This window comes from Streptomyces sp. STR69 (assembly GCF_024519455.1).
In the GTDB taxonomy this organism is placed as follows: Bacteria; Actinomycetota; Actinomycetes; order Streptomycetales; family Streptomycetaceae; genus Streptomyces.
The window spans coordinates 370,663-388,651 of the sequence record NZ_JALJRY010000007.1 but is presented as its reverse complement, the minus strand read 5'-3'; the positions used below and the strand labels follow the sequence as shown (position 1 = coordinate 388,651).

Annotated in this window: 19 protein-coding genes; 7 read left to right on the top strand and 12 right to left on the bottom strand. The window is 69.7% G+C overall.

Features of this window, described 5'->3' with window-relative positions; genetic code table 11:
- Window positions 1-34: 34 nt before the first annotated feature.
- From OC490_RS16180 to OC490_RS16170, 3 genes are all read right to left on the bottom strand, one after another.
- Window positions 35-739, bottom strand: coding sequence for a methionine ABC transporter permease (locus tag OC490_RS16180; protein WP_262058620.1), 705 nt, complete (start codon window positions 737-739; stop codon window positions 35-37).
- Window positions 736-1,770, bottom strand: coding sequence for a methionine ABC transporter ATP-binding protein (locus OC490_RS16175; RefSeq protein ID WP_262058619.1), 1,035 nt, complete (start codon window positions 1,768-1,770; stop codon window positions 736-738). Before OC490_RS16175 ends, OC490_RS16180 begins: the two co-directional genes overlap by 4 nt.
- Window positions 1,771-2,105: 335 nt before the next feature.
- Window positions 2,106-2,756: an HAD family hydrolase gene (locus tag OC490_RS16170; protein ID WP_262058618.1), complete on the bottom strand. Its 651-nt coding sequence runs from the start codon at window positions 2,754-2,756 to the stop codon at window positions 2,106-2,108.
- A gap of 51 nt (window positions 2,757-2,807) precedes the next feature.
- Here OC490_RS16170 and OC490_RS16165 point away from each other — a divergent pair, with 51 nt between their 5' ends.
- Window positions 2,808-3,167 carry a hypothetical protein gene (locus OC490_RS16165; protein ID WP_019066313.1) on the top strand — a complete coding sequence of 120 codons (360 nt, stop codon included), beginning with the start codon at window positions 2,808-2,810 and terminating at the stop codon, window positions 3,165-3,167.
- Window position 3,168: 1 nt separating this feature from the next.
- Window positions 3,169-3,603, top strand: coding sequence for a hypothetical protein (locus OC490_RS16160; protein WP_262058617.1), 435 nt, complete (start codon window positions 3,169-3,171; stop codon window positions 3,601-3,603).
- A 3-nt stretch (window positions 3,604-3,606) separates the two neighbouring features.
- Here OC490_RS16160 and OC490_RS16155 read toward each other — a convergent pair whose 3' ends face one another.
- The 3 genes from OC490_RS16155 to OC490_RS16145 all read right to left on the bottom strand — a co-directional run bounded on the left by OC490_RS16155 (window position 3,607) and on the right by OC490_RS16145 (window position 5,911).
- Window positions 3,607-4,104, bottom strand: a complete 498-nt coding sequence (locus tag OC490_RS16155) for a GNAT family N-acetyltransferase (RefSeq protein WP_019066311.1) — start codon at window positions 4,102-4,104, stop codon at window positions 3,607-3,609.
- A gap of 45 nt (window positions 4,105-4,149) precedes the next feature.
- A complete protein-coding gene (locus tag OC490_RS16150) occupies window positions 4,150-4,656 on the bottom strand; it encodes a sigma-70 family RNA polymerase sigma factor (RefSeq protein WP_262058616.1) in 507 nt (168 codons plus the stop codon).
- Between the two features lie 73 nt (window positions 4,657-4,729).
- Window positions 4,730-5,911, bottom strand: coding sequence for a glycerophosphodiester phosphodiesterase (locus tag OC490_RS16145; RefSeq protein WP_262058615.1), 1,182 nt, complete (start codon window positions 5,909-5,911; stop codon window positions 4,730-4,732).
- A 301-nt stretch (window positions 5,912-6,212) separates the two neighbouring features.
- Here OC490_RS16145 and OC490_RS16140 point away from each other — a divergent pair, with 301 nt between their 5' ends.
- On the top strand, window positions 6,213-6,902 hold the full coding sequence (locus OC490_RS16140) for a lysophospholipid acyltransferase family protein (protein ID WP_410098628.1): 690 nt from the start codon (window positions 6,213-6,215) through the stop codon (window positions 6,900-6,902).
- Between the two features lie 69 nt (window positions 6,903-6,971).
- Here OC490_RS16140 and OC490_RS16135 read toward each other — a convergent pair whose 3' ends face one another.
- The 4 genes from OC490_RS16135 to argH all read right to left on the bottom strand — a co-directional run bounded on the left by OC490_RS16135 (window position 6,972) and on the right by argH (window position 11,693).
- Entirely contained in the window at window positions 6,972-8,495 is a 1,524-nt protein-coding gene (locus OC490_RS16135) for an MFS transporter (RefSeq protein ID WP_262058613.1), read from the bottom strand.
- The gene (locus OC490_RS16130) at window positions 8,492-9,058 is read right to left on the bottom strand and encodes a TetR/AcrR family transcriptional regulator (protein ID WP_262058612.1); all 567 of its coding nucleotides are present in this window, start codon (window positions 9,056-9,058) and stop codon (window positions 8,492-8,494) included. The genes OC490_RS16135 and OC490_RS16130 overlap by 4 nt, the downstream gene beginning before the upstream one ends.
- 86 nt (window positions 9,059-9,144) lie before the next feature.
- Window positions 9,145-10,116, bottom strand: a complete 972-nt coding sequence (locus tag OC490_RS16125) for an aldo/keto reductase (RefSeq protein WP_262058611.1) — start codon at window positions 10,114-10,116, stop codon at window positions 9,145-9,147.
- A 149-nt stretch (window positions 10,117-10,265) separates the two neighbouring features.
- On the bottom strand, window positions 10,266-11,693 hold the full coding sequence (gene argH / locus OC490_RS16120) for an argininosuccinate lyase (RefSeq protein ID WP_262058610.1): 1,428 nt from the start codon (window positions 11,691-11,693) through the stop codon (window positions 10,266-10,268).
- Window positions 11,694-11,921: 228 nt separating this feature from the next.
- On the opposite strand from argH, the gene OC490_RS16115 reads away from it, so the two are divergent.
- Together OC490_RS16115 and OC490_RS16110 are read left to right on the top strand one after the other, a co-directional pair.
- On the top strand, window positions 11,922-12,779 hold the full coding sequence (locus OC490_RS16115; protein ID WP_262058609.1) for a hypothetical protein: 858 nt from the start codon (window positions 11,922-11,924) through the stop codon (window positions 12,777-12,779).
- 131 nt (window positions 12,780-12,910) lie between these two features.
- Complete coding sequence (locus OC490_RS16110) at window positions 12,911-13,609, top strand: L,D-transpeptidase (protein WP_262058608.1); 699 nt, start codon at window positions 12,911-12,913, stop codon at window positions 13,607-13,609.
- A 104-nt stretch (window positions 13,610-13,713) separates the two neighbouring features.
- On the opposite strand, the gene OC490_RS16105 is transcribed toward OC490_RS16110, so the two are convergent.
- Window positions 13,714-15,234 (bottom strand): sensor histidine kinase, encoded by a 1,521-nt coding sequence (locus tag OC490_RS16105; protein WP_262058607.1) that lies wholly within the window; start codon window positions 15,232-15,234, stop codon window positions 13,714-13,716.
- A complete protein-coding gene (locus OC490_RS16100; protein WP_262058606.1) occupies window positions 15,234-15,971 on the bottom strand; it encodes a response regulator transcription factor in 738 nt (245 codons plus the stop codon). The genes OC490_RS16105 and OC490_RS16100 overlap by 1 nt, the downstream gene beginning before the upstream one ends.
- Window positions 15,972-16,121: 150 nt before the next feature.
- Here OC490_RS16100 and OC490_RS16095 point away from each other — a divergent pair, with 150 nt between their 5' ends.
- Both OC490_RS16095 and OC490_RS16090 read left to right on the top strand, forming a co-directional pair.
- On the top strand, window positions 16,122-17,474 hold the full coding sequence (locus OC490_RS16095; RefSeq protein WP_262058605.1) for a ferredoxin reductase family protein: 1,353 nt from the start codon (window positions 16,122-16,124) through the stop codon (window positions 17,472-17,474).
- 7 nt (window positions 17,475-17,481) lie between these two features.
- Window positions 17,482-17,988, top strand: a complete 507-nt coding sequence (locus OC490_RS16090) for an FMN-binding protein (RefSeq protein WP_262058604.1) — start codon at window positions 17,482-17,484, stop codon at window positions 17,986-17,988.
- Window position 17,989: the final 1 nt, after the last annotated feature.

The window sequence follows — 17,989 nt, the reverse complement described above, 5'->3', positions numbered from 1 at the left end:
GGGGAGCCTTTGGGGTGGGGGTGCCGGGACGGGCCTACGCGGCCTTCAACAGCCGCAGCCTCGGCGCGGGGCCCGACCGTCCGCCGCGCCGGTGCACGGAGCGGGCCGCGTAGTCGCCGGCGAACTGGATGAGGGAGATGACGACCGCGAGGATCGCCACGGTGATCCACATCAGCTGGGTCTCGAAGCGCTGGTAGCCGTAGCGGATGGCGATGTCGCCGAGGCCGCCCGCGCCGACCGTGCCCGCCATCGCCGAGTAGCCGATGAGCGCGACGATCGTGGTGGTGGTGCTGGAGATCAGCGAGGGCAGCGACTCCGGTACGAGGACCTTGCGCACGATCGTCCAGGTGTTGCCGCCCATCGACTGCACGGCCTCGACGAGCCCGCCGTCCACTTCGCGGACAGCCGTCTCAACAAGGCGCGCGAAGAAGGGAATTGCCCCGATGGCGAGCGGCACGATCGCGGCCTCGCGGCCGATGGTCGTGCCCGTGATGGTCCGGGTGAAGTTCATCAGCGCGACCATGAGGATGATGAACGGCAGCGAGCGGGCCACGTTCACGATCTGCCCGATGACCTTGTTGGCGGCGACGTTCTGGAGCAGTCCGCCGCGGTCGGTCAGGACGAGCAGGATGCCGAGCGGGAGTCCGCCGACGACGGCGATGACCGTGGACCAGCCGACCATGTACAGCGTGTCCCAACACGCCTGGGACAGCAGCGGCTGCATCTCCGACCAGGTCACTTGGCACCTTCCTTCAGCAGTACGGGCTCCTGGCCCAACACGTCGATCTGCAGGCCCTGTTCGCGCAGGAAACCGATCGGCACGACGTTGTCCTCGTAGCGGCCGGGCAGTTCGATGCGCATGCGGCCGACCTGGAGTCCACCGACGGTGTCGATGGCGGCGCCGAGGATCGAGATGTCGATGTTGTAGGTGCGCGAGAGCTGGGAGATGACGGGCTGGGTCGCGGCCTCGCCGTGGAAGGTGACGTCGACGACGGTCCGGTCCGCGCCGCCCGCCTCACCGCTGACCGGGAAGAGCGCGGAGGCCAGCTCGGAGCCGGGGGTGGCGAGCAGTTCGCTGACGGTCCCGGACTCGACGATCCGCCCGTTCTGCATGAGCGCGGCGGAGTCGCAGACCGACTTCACGACGTCCATCTCGTGGGTGATGAGCAGGACGGTCAGGCCCAGTTGCCGGTTCAGGTCGCGCAGCAGCTGGAGGATCGAGCGGGTGGTCTCCGGGTCGAGGGCACTGGTGGCCTCGTCGGAGAGCAACACCTTGGGGTCGCCGGCCAGGGCGCGGGCGATGCCGACGCGCTGCTTCTGACCGCCGGAGAGCTGGGCCGGGTAGGCCTTCGCCTTGTCGCCGAGCCCGACGAGGTCGAGGAGTTCGAGGGCCTTGGCGGATCGTTCCTTCCCCGACTTCCCGAGGATTTCGAGCGGCAGCTCGACGTTGTCCAGCACGGTCCGCGAGGACAGCAGGTTGAAGTGCTGGAAGACCATGCCGATACGGCTGCGCGCCTGCCGGAGTTCCCGTCCGGCACGCGGTCCGCGCCCGGCGAGGGCGGTGAGGTCCTGCCCGTCGACGGTGACCGTGCCCGCGGTGGGCTTCTCCAGCAGGTTGACGCAACGGATGAGCGAGGACTTGCCGGCGCCGGACTGGCCGATGACGCCGTACACCTCGCCTTCGCGGACGTGGAGGTCGACGCCGTCGAGGGCGGTGACCTCACGGCCGCGTGAGCGGTAGACCTTGGTCAGGCCCGATGTGGTGATCACTGGGGTTCCATGACTGTTGAGCACGCGGGCGTGGGTGTGCCCTCGTACGGATGGGAAATGTGCGCGGGGCGGCGTCGGTCACATACGACACGGGGTGCATGGACACGCCACAACGGCTCGCTTCGGGGCGCGAGGCTCGGGGCGCTAAGCCCGGGGGGGGTGGTGCGAGGGCCCTCTAGAAGGCGCACATTCGACACATACAACGAGCACCGGGCGTCAGGGTCGCCTCGGTCGCAAGGGTGCGGCAGCTCGTCGTGGTCATGGAATCAGTAAAGCAGACGTACGGTCCTGACAAAGTGCCGCTGTCCGTATGCCGGACAGCGGCACGACGGCCGTCAGCGGCGCACGGAGATCTCCACTCCCCCGTCGCTGACCAGCGCGGACAAGGCTGACAGGTCACTCACAACAAGGTCGGCGTCGAGCTCGTGGGCCTGGTGCGTTGTGGCCAATGCCACGGTGATCATTCCGGCCGCACGTCCCGCCCGGAGTCCCGCGGGGGCGTCCTCGAAGACGACACAGCGGGCCGGGTCGACGCCCAGTTGGCGGGCGGCGAGGAGGTAGGGCTCGGGGTCGGGCTTGCCGCGCGTGACGTCCTCGGCGACCACGAGGGTCTTGGGGAGGATGTCGGCGTGCGCGAGCCGCGCCTCGGCGAGCCGGCGGGTGGCGGAGGTGACGACGGCCCAGCGGTCGGCGGGCAGCGAGTCGAGGAAGTCGCGTGTGCCGGGAAGCAGGACGGCACCCCCGTTGGCCACGTCCTCCACCTCCAGCGCCTCGATCCGTGCGACCGCCACCGGCACGACATCGGCGGGCAGCAGATCGGCGGCTATCGCCACGGCGGTCCGCCCGTGCAGTTCGACCCGGGCGAAGTCCTCGGCGGTGATCCCGAACTCTTCCGCCCAGCGCGTCCAGCACCTGCGCACGGATTCGAGGGAGGAGACGAGCGTGCCGTCGTTGTCGAACAGGAGGGCCTCAGCATGGATCTTCATGTTCCCGACCCTACGGTCACCGGGTCTTTTGGCCCGTAATAGGGTCGCGGCATGCTTGATGCCCTGACGCTGGCGATCGGTGTCGCCGCGCTGCTGCTCGCCGCCTGGACCGGGTGGGCGGCCTACCGCGACCAGTCGACGAAGGACTGGCACTTCATCGGCATGGCCGTGGTCACCCTGCTGGCCACGGTCCAACTGGTGGTCGGCATCGTGCAGTTGGCACGCGGTGAGAAGGCGGAGCAGGGCACGGCGATCTTCGTGGCGTATCTGCTGGGCGCGTTCGCGGCGGTCCCGGCGGCCGGTTTCATGTCCCTGGCGGAGCGCACCCGCTGGGGCACGGCGACGGTCGCCGCCGGCGCCGTGGTCCTCGCCGTGCTCGAAGTCCGGCTCTACGACATCTGGGGAAGCTGAGATGACGACCGTGGAAGAGAGCACCGTGGAAGAGAAGCCGAAGCGGCTCATCAGCGGCCCCGGCATGCTGCTCGTCTGGTTCTACGGCGTGATGGTCGTCGGCGCGGTGTCGCGCTCCGTCTACCAGATCGCCACCGAGTTCGACCGGGCGCCGCTCGCCTACTCCCTGTCGGCGGTCGCGGGTGTGGTGTACGGATTCATCACGTACTCCCTGATCCGCGGCGGCGAGAGGGCCCGCAGGGCGGCACAGGCGTGCTGCGCCGCCGAACTCGCGGGTGTCCTGATCGTCGGCACGCTGACCGTGATCGACAGCTCGGCCTTCCCGGACGCGACGGTCTGGTCGTACTACGGCGCGGGGTACATCTTCATCCCCGTGCTGCTGCCGCTGTCCGCGCTCTACTGGCTCCGGAAGAACCGCGACGCCGTCGGTCAGTAGCGGTCACGCCGTAGCGACGTACGCCTCGACCGGCTTCTCCAGGACGATCATCGGTACGCCGTCGTCGCCCTGGGAGGTGCCTACGGTCTCGTAGCCGACGCGCCGGTAGAGGCGGAGGTTGCCCTCGCTGCGGTGGCCGGTGTGGAGGCGGAACTTCTTGGCACCGCGTTCCTCGGCGAGGGCCGATTCGGCGGCGCGCAGAAGGCGGGCGCCGATGCCGTGACCCTGGAGGCGCGGGTGGACGCAGAGTTTACCGATGGCCGCGGCCCCGTCCTCGGTCACCGTGCCACGGACCGAGCCGACCACCTCCTCGCCCAGCCGCGCCACGAAGACGCAGTCGGAGCCGAGTTCGGCCCGGACCGAGTCGAGGCTCTGGACGAGCGGGTCGATGCGGTAGTTGCCGTACAACGCGGCCTCGCTCTGGAAGCACAGGTACTGCAGCCTGAAGATCTGCTCCGCGTCCTGCTCGGTCGCCACCGAGATGGTCACACTCATGCCCATGTGCGCACGCCTCCCGCTCACCTGATCGCCATGTGGTTCTCACTCCTATCCCCGTGCTTCGTGGGCCGCAACCTCCGGCGTCAGCAATCGGCGAAGACATCCCAGACATCTGGAACGTTCCGGGCCGAGACTGCCCTGTGAGATACCCAACTCCCCGGCGATCTCGCGGTAGGTGAGGTCCTTGGGCGACAGCAGCGCCTCCATCAGACGCGGGCAGCGACCCGGCAGCCGACGCACCGCGTCGTGCAGCGCGCGATGCCGCGCCGCCGTGAGGGCGACCTGCTCGGGGCCGCGGTCGCTGTCGTCGGCGGGATCATCGTCGTACGCCTGTTCCAGGCGCGCCGTACGACGGGTGCGCTGGGCCTCCGAGCGGACCGCGCGGCGGAGCCAGCGCTGGGGGTCGACCGGTGGGCCGGAGGCGTCGAGGCGTTCCAGGAGGCGGAGCCAGACGGCCTGTTCGAGGTCGGCCGGTTCGGTTCCGGAGGCATATGCCTCGGCGGAGGCCTCGGCGGCGAGCAGTGGGCGCAAGGTGGCGACGAGTTGGTGTGTCATATGCGGCACGACGTGGCCGCCCCGGCGGAAGGTTGCCGGGGCGGCCGTCTGTCACTCCAACGGGGCGCGGGGCTCAGCCGTTGACGAAGTCCGCGCGGGCCAGCAGACCGGTGTCGGCGTTGTCGGTGAAGACACCGTCGATGCCGGTGGCGAAGTAGCGCTTGAACGCGCCGAACGCGTCGCCGTAGGCGTCCACGGCGGTGCCCTTGCGGTACTCCAGCGGCAGGAAGGGGTTCTCGTTGCGCATGGTGTAGGGGTGCAGGATCAGGCCCACCTTGTGCGCGTCGGCGACCAGGGTGGTCTCCTTGTTCAGGCTGCCGTCGGCGTTCTTCGTGATGATCAGGTCGAGCGTCGGGCCCAGACCCTGCGCGTACGACGCGATCTCGGCGAGGCCCTTGGGGGTGACGAGGTCGTCGACCGTGCGCGGGTCGCCCAGGTCGATGAAGTCGAAGGGGCGGGTGCCCGTGCCGGACAGCAGCACCACGAGGTTGTTGCGGACCAGCTTGCTGATCTTCTGGATGCTGGTCGGCTCGAAGGACTGGATGAGGACCGGCGAGTTCCGCTTGTCCTTGCCGTGCTTGCGCAGGGCCGAGGAGAGCAGCTTCTCCATCTCGAAGCCGCGCTTGCGGAAGTAGGTGGGGTGCTTCATCTCGGGGTAGATCCAGACCTGCTTGCCGCGCTTACGGGTCTGCTCGTCCTGCCACTTGAGGACCTCTTCGAAGGTCGGGATCTCCCAGCGGCCGTTGTAGAGCGTGTTGTGCGGGCGGTTGGCCGGAATGCGCTCGATCGCGCGCAGGGTCTTCAGCTCGGCGAGCGTGAAGTCCTCGGTGAACCAGCCGGTCGTGGAGACGCCGTCGAGCAGCTTGGTGGTCTTGCGGCTCGCGAACTCGGGGTGGTCGGCGACGTTGGTCGTGCCGCCGATCTCCGGCTCGTGCCGGCAGACCAGGTGACCGTCCTTGGTGGGGACGAGGTCACCTGCCTCGACGATGTCGGCGCCCAGGTCGAGGGCCAGGTTGTACGAGCCGAAGGTGTGCTCCGGGCGGTAGCCGCTGGTTCCCCGGTGCCCGACGATCGTCGGCTTGGGCAGGTCCTTCAGACCGCCGCCGTGCCGGGCCGACGTGGCCTCGGCGGCTCTCGCCGTGCCCGCCGGTCCCAGTGCGGCCACTCCCGCACCGAGCACTGCCGCGCCGAGGAGCGCCCGTCGTCCCGTGCCGTTGGCTCGCTCGTTCGGCCCCTGCGTTCCCTGCGTGTCCATGAAACCTCCTGGCGTCGCCCCGTCGGTGCGCGCCGATCGTAGGTGCGCGTACATGACGAACGGGAGACCTCGGCCGGAACACGGCGGTGACGCTGGATGTCGTACGGACGGACAGGTTTGACACGCCATCAGCGAGGAACGCGAGATGTGTCACAACATGGCGGCCCGGTTACGGGACGGCTCCGGAGCGACACCGCAGGTAAACGTGCGTCAACACTGCGTAAGACCTCGGTGAACCCGATGTGCAATACGCGGGGCACCGCGAGTATCGTCCTCACCTGCACAGTTTTATGTCGACCCCTTGACACCGGAGGGCCCGTTGTCCCGCTTCGTGCTCATCAAGGCAGTGCTCGGACCGATCATGCGCCTGATGTTCCGCACACGGGTGGAGGGCGCGGAGCACATCCCCGACGACGGCCCGGTGATCCTCGCCGGCAACCACCTCACGTTCATCGACTCGATGATCCTTCCGCTGGTCTGCGACCGGCAGGTGCTCTTCATCGGCAAGGACGAGTACGTCACCGGCAAGGGGTTCAAGGGCCGCCTCATGGCCTGGTTCTTCACCGGCGTCGGCATGATCCCGGTGGACCGGGACGGTGCCAACGGCGGCGTCGCCGCGCTGATGACCGGCCGCCGCATCCTGGAGGAGGGCAAGGTCTTCGGGATCTACCCCGAGGGCACGCGCTCCCCCGACGGCCGCCTGTACCGGGGGCGTACCGGGATCGCCCGGCTCACGATGATGACGGGCGCGCCGGTCGTTCCGTTCGCGATGATCGGTACGGACAAGTTGCAGCCGGGGGGTGCGGGGATGCCCCGCCCTGGGCGGGTCACTGTTCGGTTCGGTGAGGCGATGGAGTTCTCCCGGTACGAGGGGATGGACCGGGATCGGTATGTGCTGCGGGCTGTTACCGACTCTGTGATGACTGAGGTCATGCGGCTGTCTGGGCAGGAGTACGTGGACATGTATGCGACCAAGGCGAAGGCTGCGTAACGCTGTTTGTCGGGCGCGGGTGCGTGGGGGCTGGTCGCGCAGTTCCCCGCGCCCCTAAAAGCATCGCCGTTAGCCTGCGTCTTCCAGTTTCTGGCTCTTCAGCATGAACCATGCCGCAACCGCCGTTGCCAGCAAAACCGTTGCGCCGACCGCCGACGCCACGCTGAGGCCGCTGACGAAGGCTTCTCTCGCCGACGTCAACATTTCCTGAGCTGCCTGTGTCGGCATGCTGCCCGCCGCTTCCACCGCACCGCCCAACGACTCGTGCGCCCCGCTCGGCGTTCCCGCCGGAGCTGCGAAGCCCCGGTAGACGCCCGTCACGATCGAGCCGAGTACGGCGATGCCGAGGGCCGCGCCCAGTTCGTAGGCCGTTTCCGAGACCGCCGATGCCGCGCCTGCCTGTTCCTTCGGTACGGAGGAGAGGATGACGTCGGCTGTCACCGTGAAGGAGAAGCCGGCGCCGACGCCGACCACCAGCAGTGCGGCGCCGAGGAGTGGGTAGCCGGTCGACTGGTTCAGGGTCGTCAGTACGGCCAGGGCCAGGCCGACTGCGGCGAGGCCGCCCGCGACCACCGCGCGGACCGAGAAGCGGCGGGCTGCCCGGCCCGCGATCAGACCGGCCGTCACCGCGCCCACCGCGGCGGGGATTTCGGCCAGGCCCGCCTCGAACGGGCCCCTGCCCTGGACCAGTTGCAGGTACTGGGAGAGGAAGAACACCAGCCCGGACAGGCCGAGGATGGTCAGCAGGTCGGCCAGGACGGCCGCGCTGAAGCCCCGGTTGCGGAACAGGCGCATGTCCAACAGTGGTGCGGGAAGCGTGAGTTGGCGGCGGACGAACCAGTAGAGGGCCGCCGCGCCCAACGCGCCCACAGCGAGTGCGGGCAACTCGAAGCCGTGGGTCGCGGCCTCCTTGACCGCGTAGACGACGCCAATCACACCCACCAGGGACAGCGCCACGCTGATCATGTCCCAGGGCCCGGGGTTGGGGTTCTTCGACTCCGGGAGCATCTTGATGCCGACCAGGACGAGGACCGCCATCACGGGCAGGTTGATGAGGAACACCGAGCCCCACCAGAAGTGTTCGAGCAGGAAGCCGCCGGCGACCGGGCCGACTGCCGTACCGGCGGAGGCGGTTGCGCCCCAGATGCCGACCGCGAGGCTGCGTTCGCGCGGGTCGTGGAAGAGGTTGCGGATCAGGGCGAGGGTGGCAGGCATCAGGGTCGCGCCCGCGACACCGAGCAGCGCCCGGGCCAGGATCATCAACTCCGGTGTCGTGGCATAGGCGTTGAGGACCGAGATCGCGCCGAAGGCGGTGGCTCCGACGAGCAGGATGCGCTTGCGGCCTATTCGGTCGCCGAGGCTGCCCATCGACACGAGCAGGCCCGCGATGACGAAGGAGTAGACGTCGCCGATCCAGAGGAGCTGGGTGCCGGACGGCTTCAGATCCTCGCTGATGTAAGGGGTTGCCAGGCCGAGGACGGTCGCGTCCACGGCCACCAGCAGCACGGCGAGCACGAGGACGGAGAGCGCGAGCCAACGGCCCGGGCGCTTCTCCGTCTCCGTCACAGCCGCCGGCTGCAGGGTGCTGGTCATGATTCCTCTCTCCGTGTTGCGTCTCTGCGTAGTGCGCCGCCGAGCAACAGCTCGACGGTCATGTGCGTGAAGTCCTTGGGGGCGCCCTTGCCGCTCTGCACCAGCCAGACACCGGAGGCCAGCAGGCCGAACAGCGCCTCGGTGAGCCAGGCGGGCGTGAGATCGATGCGGAACTCGCCGCTCTGCTGGCCGCGCCGGAACAGGGCGGTGATCCGGTCGTCGATCCTGGCCCAGCCGGCGTGCTGCTCCTCGCCCTCGAACAGCTGGTTCTCGGTGTAGAGGAAGGCGAGCAGACCGGCCGCCGGTTCGGCCTCGCGGACGAGTCGCCGTACGGCGTCCTCGGCGGGGCCGTCGTCCAGCCGCGCCGCGTCCAGGGCGGTCTCGCACTCGGCGATACCGAGCGCCTCCAACGCCCGTACGAGCGCGTCGCGCCCCGCGAACTGGCGGTGCAGGGTGGCCCGGCTGATCCCGGCCGCCTTGGCGACCTCGTCCATCGTCGCGGTGGACTTGCGGGTCAGCAGGGCGGCGGCAGCACGGAGTACGTGGTCGCGGTCGAGAGCCATGAGACAACCATAACCCACATGAGACATTCATGTCTCATCACGGGCGCGAACGTCTCACGGGTGGTCGATCACCGGGATCACTCAGTTCAGTGCCAGGGCAGCTGCCCGCGCTTCTCCCAGTACGTCCGCGGGTCCTCGGCGAGCGCGGCGAGGCGGGCGAGCCGGTCGTCGTCCAGGTCCACGACCGCCGCGTGCAGGTTGGAGGCGAGCTGGCCGATCGTCGCCGCACCGGAGAGGACCACACCCGCCCACGGCTCGCGCAGGATCAGGGCCAGGGCAATCGCGTCGGCACCCAAGGACGCCTCTTCCGCTACGGCCTTCAGGGCGTCCGGCGCGTACGGCCCCGCCAGCCGCCCGTTGGCCATGCCCTCCTTGACGATCACCGTGAGTCCGGCGTCGTGGGCCTCGGCGAGGGCGGGGCCTGCCGAGGTCTCCAGGGCGTTGTACGTCGACTGGACGGTGCGGAAGAGGGGCACGCCGTCGACCGCCACGGTGAGCGCGGCGCGGATGGCGTCCGCCTGGGCCGGTCCGCTCGTCGAGAAGCCGATGGTCACGCCTCCGGCGGCGGCCTCGGCGAGCCTCGCGTGGAGTTCCTTGTCGGTGAGCGCCGGGCTGTCGGGGGTCACCGAGTGGATCTGGTAGAGGTCGAGGCGGTCGCCCAGCAGTTCGGCGGTTTCGCTGCTCTGGCGGTCGTAGGTCTGGACGGTGTGGTCCTTGACCTCGTGTTTCTCGGCGTCGGTGGTCCAGTCGGCGGTGTAGGTGTAGCCCCATTTGCTGCCGATGACTACGTCGTCGATGTCGGGGCGGGCGCTGAGCCAGGCCGCGAGGAACTCCTCCGAGCGGCCGTAGGAGCGGGCCGCGTCGAAGTAGCGGACGCCCTGCGCGTACGCGGCGTCGAGGAGTTCATGGGTGCGGGTGCGGAGGGTTTCTACGGTGCGGTTCTCTCCGAGGTCTTCGTCCCGGCCGAGGTTGATGTAGCCGGGGCGGCCTACTGCGGCGAGGCCGAGTCCGAGGTGGCTGGTGGGGGTTGTTGCTGTGGCCAGTCGGGCGAAGGGCATCGCGGGCTCCGTTCGGGTCGGCTCCGGTACGGCTTCCGACCAACGTAACCCGCGATGACCTTCGCTTCAGAGCTCGGGTTCTTGCGGTTGTTCGGCGGGTGCGGGTGCGTTGTGGTTGCTCGCGCAGTTCCCCGCGCCCCTGAATACTCCTAGCGCTTCGCCGTTGACCAGGCGTGCTGTACCGCCAAGTCCCGCTTCACCTCTGCCAGTTGGATTGCCACCGCGCTCGGGGCCGTGCCGCCTCGGCCGTTGCGGGAGGCGAGGGCGCCGGGGACGTTGAGGACCGTGCGGACCTCGGGGGTCAGGTGGGCGGAGATCTTCGCGAACTGTTCGTCCGTGAGGTCGTTCAGTTCGATGCCCTCGGACTCCGCGACCTTGACGCACTCGCCGGCGACCTCGTGGGCGACACGGAACGGGACGCCCTGCTTGACCAGCCACTCGGCGATGTCGGTGGCGAGGGAGAAGCCGGCCGGGGCCAGTTCCTCCATGCGGTCGCGGTGGATCGTCAGGGTGGCCATCATGCCGGTGAACGCCGGGAGCAGGACCTCGAGTTGGTCGATGGAGTCGAAGACCGGCTCCTTGTCCTCCTGGAGGTCGCGGTTGTACGCGAGGGGGAGCGCCTTGAGCGTCGCCATCAGGCCGGTCAGGTTGCCGATCAGGCGGCCCGACTTGCCGCGTGCCAGCTCCGCGATGTCCGGGTTCTTCTTCTGCGGCATGATCGACGAGCCCGTGGAGAACGCGTCGTGCAGGGTCACGAAGGAGAACTCCTTCGTGTTCCAGATGATGATCTCCTCGGCGATCCGGGAGAGGTTCACCCCGATCATCGCGGTGATGAAGGCGAACTCGGCGACGAAGTCACGCGAGGCCGTACCGTCGATCGAGTTCGCGACGGAGCCGTGCTCGAAGCCGAGGTCCTTCGCCACCGCCTCCGGGTCCAGGCCGAGGGAGGAGCCCGCGAGCGCGCCGGATCCGTACGGGGAGACCGCTGTGCGCTCGTCCCACTGGCGCAGCCGCTCCGCGTCCCGGGACAGGGACTGGACGTGGGCCAGGACGTGGTGGGCGAACAGCACCGGCTGGGCGTGCTGGAGGTGGGTGCGGCCGGGCATCGCCACGTCCGGGTGGGCCTCCGCGAGGCCGACCAGGGCGTCCTGGAGGTCGGCGATCAGGCCGCCGATCGACCGGGCGTGGTCGCGCAGGCACATGCGGAAGAGGGTGGCCACCTGGTCGTTGCGGGAGCGCCCGGCCCGGAGCTTGCCGCCGAGGTCGGGGCCGAGGATGGTCAACAGGCCGCGTTCCAGGGCCGTATGGACGTCCTCGTCGGCGATCGTGCCCACGAAGGAGCCGTCGGCGACGTCGGCTTCGAGTTGGTCGAGGCCCGCGAGCATGCGGGTCAGCTCGTCGTCGTCGAGGAGGTTCGCCTTGTGCAGCACGCGTGCGTGGGCGCGGGAACCGGCGATGTCGTAGGGCGCGAGCCGCCAGTCGAAGTGGACGGACGCGGACAGCTTCGCCAGGGCCTCGGCGGGACCGTCGGCGAAACGACCGCCCCAGAGCCGTACGTCACCGCTGTTGCTGCTCACTTGCGCTGCTCCTCAAAGGCCGTGGACGGGGTTCGTCGTTCTGTGCTGTCCCTGCATTGTCTCGCATGCATGATTATGCAGAGCGCTGCATGATTCGTCAATTTCCAAAGACCCCTGAACAACCTTGAACACCGGCAACCGCTTTCCCGTACCTCTCGCCGAACGCAGGCGCCGCGTTTCCCCCACGAGTCACCCCCAGTTCACCCCTGACCCGAGTGAGGCATTCGCATGTCCAGGGCTCTCCCCAAGTACAACAAGCGTCGCGTCGTGTTCATCGGCGGTGCCGCCGCCGTGGCGCTCACCGGTGCTGTCATCGCCGGCACCGCTCTTGCCGGGACGCCGGACAAGAGCAGCACCACGCAGAGCGCCCGGACGTTGTCCGACCCCGGGACGATCACCTGCCCCGACGTGAAGTCGCAGCTCCCCGCCGTGCCGGCGTCGGCGCAGGCCGAGGTCGACCGCAACCTCACGCTGCTCGACACGCAGATCGCCGAGGCCAACAAGCGACTCGTCGACACCGTCGGACAGGGCGGCGCCAACTTCGTCCAGAACGCCATCCTCGGCCCGCTGAAGGACAAGCGCGTCTCCACCATCGACCGCATCGCCATCGCCATCGGGCGCAAGGGCACCAAGCCGACGGGGCTCGACTCGCTCGCCGCGTGCACCCTGAACGCGGCCGGTGCTACGGGCTCGACCGGTGCGACGGACACCGCGACCGCCACCCCGAGCGCCACGGCTGCCGCCACGCAGGCGGCCGGGGGGACGGACGACACCGCCGCCGGGTCGAGTGCCGTCGGGACGATCTCCTGCCCGGACGTGAAGTCGCAGCTGCCGGCGGTTCCGGCGTCGGCGCAGGCCGAGGTCGACCGCAACCTCGCTCTCCTCGACACGCAGATCGCCGAGGCCAACAAGCGACTCGTCGACACCGTCGGACAGGGCGGCGCCAACTTCGTCCAGAACGCCATCCTCGGCCCGCTGAAGGACAAGCGCGTCTCCACCATCGACCGCATCGCCATCGCCATCGGGCGTCAGGGCACCAAGCCGACCGGGCTGGACTCCCTGGCCGCCTGCACGCTCACCAAGTGACGTGACAGGCAGCCGTGGCCGCCCCGATGAACGCCGGCCGGGGCGGCCACGGTGATGTCCGGAACGGGGCGCGTTGCCTGTTCGGCCCGTCTGAGGTGCCGTCAGCGTGTGCGCGCTCTAGCGTCTGGGGCATGCGTCCCGGTGTCGTCGCCCTCGCGTCCCTTCTGCTCCTGCTCGGTGCGGTGCCCGCGCGGGCGGTGGAGCCGTCGCCCTTGTCGCTCGCGGACACCGGGGGTGGGAGTCAACTGATCCTGGCTCAGGCGCCGCGTGCCAACTCCACTTCGGGGACGCTCAGTTGGTGGGAGCGGCGGCGGGGTGGGAAGTGGGTGAAGGTCGGTTCCGCCCTCGCTCGGTTCGGGGCGAAGGGGCTGGTCGAGGGGCGGGCTCGTAAGCAGGGGTCCTACACGACTCCCACCGGGTTGTACGACCTGCCGTACGCCTTCGGGATCAAGGGTGCGCCGGGTGGGACCCAGGTCAAGTACCGGCGGGTGCGCGGGAGTTCTTGGTGGTGTGAGGACACTCGGTCGCGGGTCTACAACCGGTGGAGTGAGCCGTTGGCTCGTGACTGTCGGGCGTCCGAGTCCGAGCGGATGATCTCTTATGCGACGCAGTACGCGTACGGGATGGTCATTGGGTACAACTACGCCGAGCCTGTGAAGGGGCGTGGGGCAGGGATCTTTTTGCATGTCAACGGGCGTGGGGCTACCGCCGGTTGTGTGTCTGTGCCGGTGGGGGCGATGCGGAGGATCCTGCGGTGGGTTGATCCTGGGAGGGCGCCGCATATTGCTATCGGGACGGCAAGTGGGGTTACGGCTGTCACTCGGTACTGATTCGCCTCGGCGCCGTTCAGTGTCGGTTGTACGGCGAGTGCAGGCCGGATGTGGCTGGTCGCGCCCACGCGGCGGAGCCGAACATCTACACAGCCCCGCGCCCCTTAGGCGGATCCCCCCGACGGAAGCTTCACCGTGAACGTCGTCGAGCCTGGACGGCTCTCCAACCCCACGCTTCCCCCGTGCGCCTCCGTCACCGCCGCCACGATCGACAGACCCAGGCCCGCTCCCCCTCCCGTTGCCGCTCCCCCACCCTCTGCCCGGCGGCGGTCTGCCCTGGTGAAGCGTTCGAAGACGCCCGGCTGAACCTCCGCCGGAACGCCCGGGCCGTCGTCGTGGACCACCAGGGAAGTCGCGTCGACGCCCGTCTCCACCGCCACCGTCACCTTCGTGCCAACAGGTGTGTGCAAACGTGCGTTGGCCAACAGGTTGGCCAACACCTGTTGGAGGCGGTGGGCGTCGCCCGTGACCGTGACCGGGTCCTCGGGGAGTTGGAGGGCCCAGCGGTGGTCGGGGCCGGCGGCACGGGCGTCGGCGACGGCGTCGAGGACCAAGCGGGTCAGGTCGACGGGGTGGCGTTCCAGGGGGCGGCCCGCGTCCAAGCGGGCGAGCAGGAGCATCTCGTCGACCATCACGCCCATGCGTGCGGACTCGGCCGCGATGCGTTCCAGTGCCCGGTTCACCTTGGGCGGGACGGGGTCCGGGTGCAGCAGCGCGAGTTCGGCGTGGCCCCGGATCGACGCCACCGGCGTCCGCAGTTCGTGGCTGGCGTCGGCCGCGAAGCTGCGCAGGCGTTCCTCGCTCGCGTGCCGGTGGGTGAGCGCGTCCTCGACATGGCCGAGCATGCGGTTGAAGGCACCGGCGACCTGGCCCACCTCGCTGCGCGGGTCGGACTCGGGTGCCCGGGACGGCAACGCCACCTCGCCGCTGGCCAACGGGAGTTCGCTGACCCGGGTGGCGGTGGCGGCGACCCGGCTGAGCGGTCGCAGCGACCAGCGCACCCAGAGCGCGCCCGCGAACCCGGTGATCAGGAGGGCGGCGCCGAAGACGATCGCGGCCACCGCTTCCAGCCGGTGGACGGCGGCCTCCACAGACTCCAGCGGGAGCCCGGTGATCATCACGTCGCCGTCCCGGCCCTTGGCGGCGAGGACGCGGTACTTGCCGAGGGAGGACAGGTGGATGGTGCGGGCCGTGCCGCCGACCGGCACCGCGGCGAGTTCCCTGCGGTCCCGTGCGGTCAGCGGGACCTTGAGGTCCGTCGTGCTGTCGTCCTTGTCCGCGGGCACGACCCCCGAGTTGGTGACGACGCCGTCGACCAGGCGGGCGCCGAAGGTGTGCGGTGCCTGCCGGCGGGTGTCGCCGCGTTCCCGGTCGTCGGCGTCGTGGTCGGTGAGCGTCTGGTCCTTGTGCTCCAGGCTGGCCGGGAACTGCGTTCCGACCTCGGTGAGCTGCTGGTCGAGGCGACCGGTGAGGAAGCCGTCCAGTTCGATGACGGCGGCCACTCCGACGGCCGCGCAGCTGACCGCGAGCAGCACCACCAGGCCCGCCGTCAGCCGGGCCCGCAGGGTGTGCGGCCGGGGCAGTCTCCGCACCCACCGTCCGACGGCCCGCAGCGCCCTGCCCATCAGAGGACCGGCTTCAGCACGTACCCGGCCCCGCGCACGGTGTGGATCATGGGCGCCCGGCCGGCGTCCACCTTCTTGCGCAGGTACGAGATGTACAGCTCGACGACATGGGCCTGGCCGCCGAAGTCGTAGGACCAGACGCGGTCGAGGATCTGGGCCTTGCTGAGGACGCGGCGCGGGTTGCGCATCAGGAAACGGAGCAGTTCGAACTCGGTCGGCGACAGCTCGATGAGGTCGCCCGCGCGGGTCACCTCGCGGGCCTCCTCGTCCATGACCAGGTCCCCGACGGTCATCCGCGGGCCCTCCTCCTGCTGGCGGGCCATGCCCGCGCGGCGCAGCAGTCCGCGCAGCCGGGCGACGACCTCCTCCAGGCTGAAGGGTTTCGTGACGTAGTCGTCGCCGCCCGCGGTGATGCCGGCGATGCGGTCCTCGACCGTGTCCCGGGCGGTGAGGAAGAGCACGCAGACGTCGGGCTTCACCTCGTGCAGGGAGCGCAGTACGGCGAAGCCGTCGGTGTCCGGGAGCATCACGTCGAGGACGACGGCGTCCGGCCGCAGTTCGCGCGCCCCGGCGAGCGCGGCGGCTCCGTCGCCCGCCGTGCGGACCTCCCAGCCCTCGTAGCGCAGGGCGCCGGAGAGCACTTCGGCCAGGTCGGGGTCGTCGTCGACGACGAGGACGCGCACGGGGGTGCCGTCGGGGCGGGTGAGGGCCGGTCGTCCGGAGCGGGTCGTGTTCATGGCACTTACCAGCATCGCCCCTCACGGCGTTCCGGGCCGCCGTGAGGGCCTCTGAGTTTCCTCTGAGAACTCTGAGAAAGGCGTCCGCTCAGAGATCCCTCAGAGGTTGTGCCCGCACAGTGCATGGAGGACAGGTGAAAGGACGCACACATGACCACCGTGTACGAGCAGCGGAAGGCGCCGCCCGTGGCGCCGGTTCCCCTGCGCTCGCCGGCTGGCCCGGTACTCGCCCTGCTGTGGGCCGGAGCTGCGGCCTCGGTCGCCCTCTGGTGGGCGGACACCGGCTCGGTCGTCGGGGCCGCGGGCTGGCTGACCGGGGTCGGGCGGATCGCCGGGCTGCTGTGCGGGTACGCCTGCGCGGTGCTCGTGGGACTGATGGCGCGGGTGCCGCTGCTGGAGCGGCGGATCGGCTCGGACCGGGTGGCGCGCTGGCACGCGATGGCCGGCCGCTACACGATCTGCCTGCTGGTCGTGCACGTCGTGTTCATCCTGTTCGGTTACGCCGCCCAGGACCGCGCCTCGATCGTGCACGAGACGGTCACGGTGGTCCTGGACTACCCGGACATGCTCAAGGGCACGTTCGGCGCGGTCATCCTGTTCGCGGTCGGCATCACCTCGGCCCGCGCCGCGCGCCGCAGGCTGAGCTACGAGTTCTGGTACTACGTCCATCTCCTCACGTATGCCGCCGTGTTCCTCGCCTTCTTCCACCAACTGAGCCTGGGCAACGAGTTCAACGGCCACGCCGGGGCGACGGCAGCCTGGTACGGCCTGTACCTCGGTGTCGCGGCCCTCGTCCTCTGGTACCGGATCCTCGCCCCGGTGCGGCTCAACCTGCGGCACCGACTGCGGGTCGAGTCCGTGCACAAGGAGGCGCCGGGCGTGTACTCCGTCGTCGTACGAGGGCGGCATGTCGACGAACTCGGCGCGCAGGCAGGGCAGTTCTTCCGCTGGCGGTTCTTCGGCGAGGGCATGGGCTGGGCGTCGACGCCGTACTCGCTGTCGGCGCCGCCCCGCCGGGACCTGCTGCGGATCACGGTCAAGGCGCTCGGTGACCACAGCGCGGCGGTGCCGCTGCTGCGGCCGGGTGCCCGGGTGTGGGCGGAGGGACCGTACGGCGCGATGACCGCGGACCGGCGCACCGCGCACAAGTCGCTGCTGATCGCGGCCGGGGTCGGGATCACCCCGCTGCGGGCGCTGTTCGAGACGCTGCCCGGCGAGGTGACGCTGCTGTACCGGGCGCGTACGGCCGAAGACCTGGCACTGGGCGGCGAGTTGGAGGCCATCGCGCAGTGGCGCGGCGCGAAGGTGCTGTACGCGCTCAACGGGCCGCAGGGGCAGCGGCCGATGCTGACCGCCGCGTCCCTGCGCGAGGCCGTGCCCGATCTCGCCGGGCACGACGTGTACATCTGCGGTCCGCACGCCTTCGCCCAGGAGCTGTACGGGGCGCTGTCCGCCGCAGGTGTGCCGGACCGCCGTATCCACCACGAGTCGTTCGAGCTGTGAGGCAGTCGTGCATCCGTTGAAGAAGAACAGTCCGCTGCGCCGGATCGTGCTGGCGAGCGCCGTCACCGCGTCGGGCCTGGTGATGCTGCTCGCGCTGAAGCCGCACACGGCGCCCGAGGTGACGGCGGCGCCCGCGCCCACCAGCTCCAGCTCCTCCGGCTCCAGTTCCTCCGGCTCCAGTTCCTCCGGCTCAGGTTCCAACTCCGGTACCGGGTCGGGTGGTTCGACCACCACCGGCACGAAGACCGTCACCGGCGACACCGTGCAGACGCGTTGGGGACCCGTCCAGGTGAAGATCACCGTGACGAACGGCAAGATCACCGATGTCACCGCGGTCCAGTCGCCGTCGGACAATCCGCGCGACCAGGAGATCAACTCCTATGCCCTGCCCCAGTTGAAGAGCGAGGCGCTGGCCGCACAGAGCGCGAAGATCGACACGGTGTCGGGGGCCACGTACACAAGTGACGGTTACCGCCAGTCACTCCAGTCCGCACTGGACTCCGCGGGACTCTGAA

Excerpts from the sequence above, each read along its gene's own strand:
- OC490_RS16125 (WP_262058611.1), bottom strand. The coding sequence starts at position 10,116 with ATGCCCTTCGCCCGACTGGCCACAGCAACAACCCCCACCAGCCACCTC.
- OC490_RS16115 (WP_262058609.1), top strand. The coding sequence starts at position 11,922 with ATGTCCAGGGCTCTCCCCAAGTACAACAAGCGTCGCGTCGTGTTCATC.
- OC490_RS16165 (WP_019066313.1), top strand. The coding sequence starts at position 2,808 with ATGCTTGATGCCCTGACGCTGGCGATCGGTGTCGCCGCGCTGCTGCTC.
- OC490_RS16135 (WP_262058613.1), bottom strand. The coding sequence starts at position 8,495 with ATGACCAGCACCCTGCAGCCGGCGGCTGTGACGGAGACGGAGAAGCGC.
- OC490_RS16130 (WP_262058612.1), bottom strand. The coding sequence starts at position 9,058 with ATGGCTCTCGACCGCGACCACGTACTCCGTGCTGCCGCCGCCCTGCTG.
- OC490_RS16155 (WP_019066311.1), bottom strand. The coding sequence starts at position 4,104 with ATGGGCATGAGTGTGACCATCTCGGTGGCGACCGAGCAGGACGCGGAG.
- OC490_RS16110 (WP_262058608.1), top strand. The coding sequence starts at position 12,911 with ATGCGTCCCGGTGTCGTCGCCCTCGCGTCCCTTCTGCTCCTGCTCGGT.
- OC490_RS16095 (WP_262058605.1), top strand. The coding sequence starts at position 16,122 with ATGACCACCGTGTACGAGCAGCGGAAGGCGCCGCCCGTGGCGCCGGTT.
- OC490_RS16145 (WP_262058615.1), bottom strand. The coding sequence starts at position 5,911 with ATGGACACGCAGGGAACGCAGGGGCCGAACGAGCGAGCCAACGGCACG.
- OC490_RS16105 (WP_262058607.1), bottom strand. The coding sequence starts at position 15,234 with ATGGGCAGGGCGCTGCGGGCCGTCGGACGGTGGGTGCGGAGACTGCCC.
- OC490_RS16160 (WP_262058617.1), top strand. The coding sequence starts at position 3,169 with ATGACGACCGTGGAAGAGAGCACCGTGGAAGAGAAGCCGAAGCGGCTC.
- OC490_RS16150 (WP_262058616.1), bottom strand. The coding sequence starts at position 4,656 with ATGACACACCAACTCGTCGCCACCTTGCGCCCACTGCTCGCCGCCGAG.
- OC490_RS16100 (WP_262058606.1), bottom strand. The coding sequence starts at position 15,971 with ATGAACACGACCCGCTCCGGACGACCGGCCCTCACCCGCCCCGACGGC.
- OC490_RS16170 (WP_262058618.1), bottom strand. The coding sequence starts at position 2,756 with ATGAAGATCCATGCTGAGGCCCTCCTGTTCGACAACGACGGCACGCTC.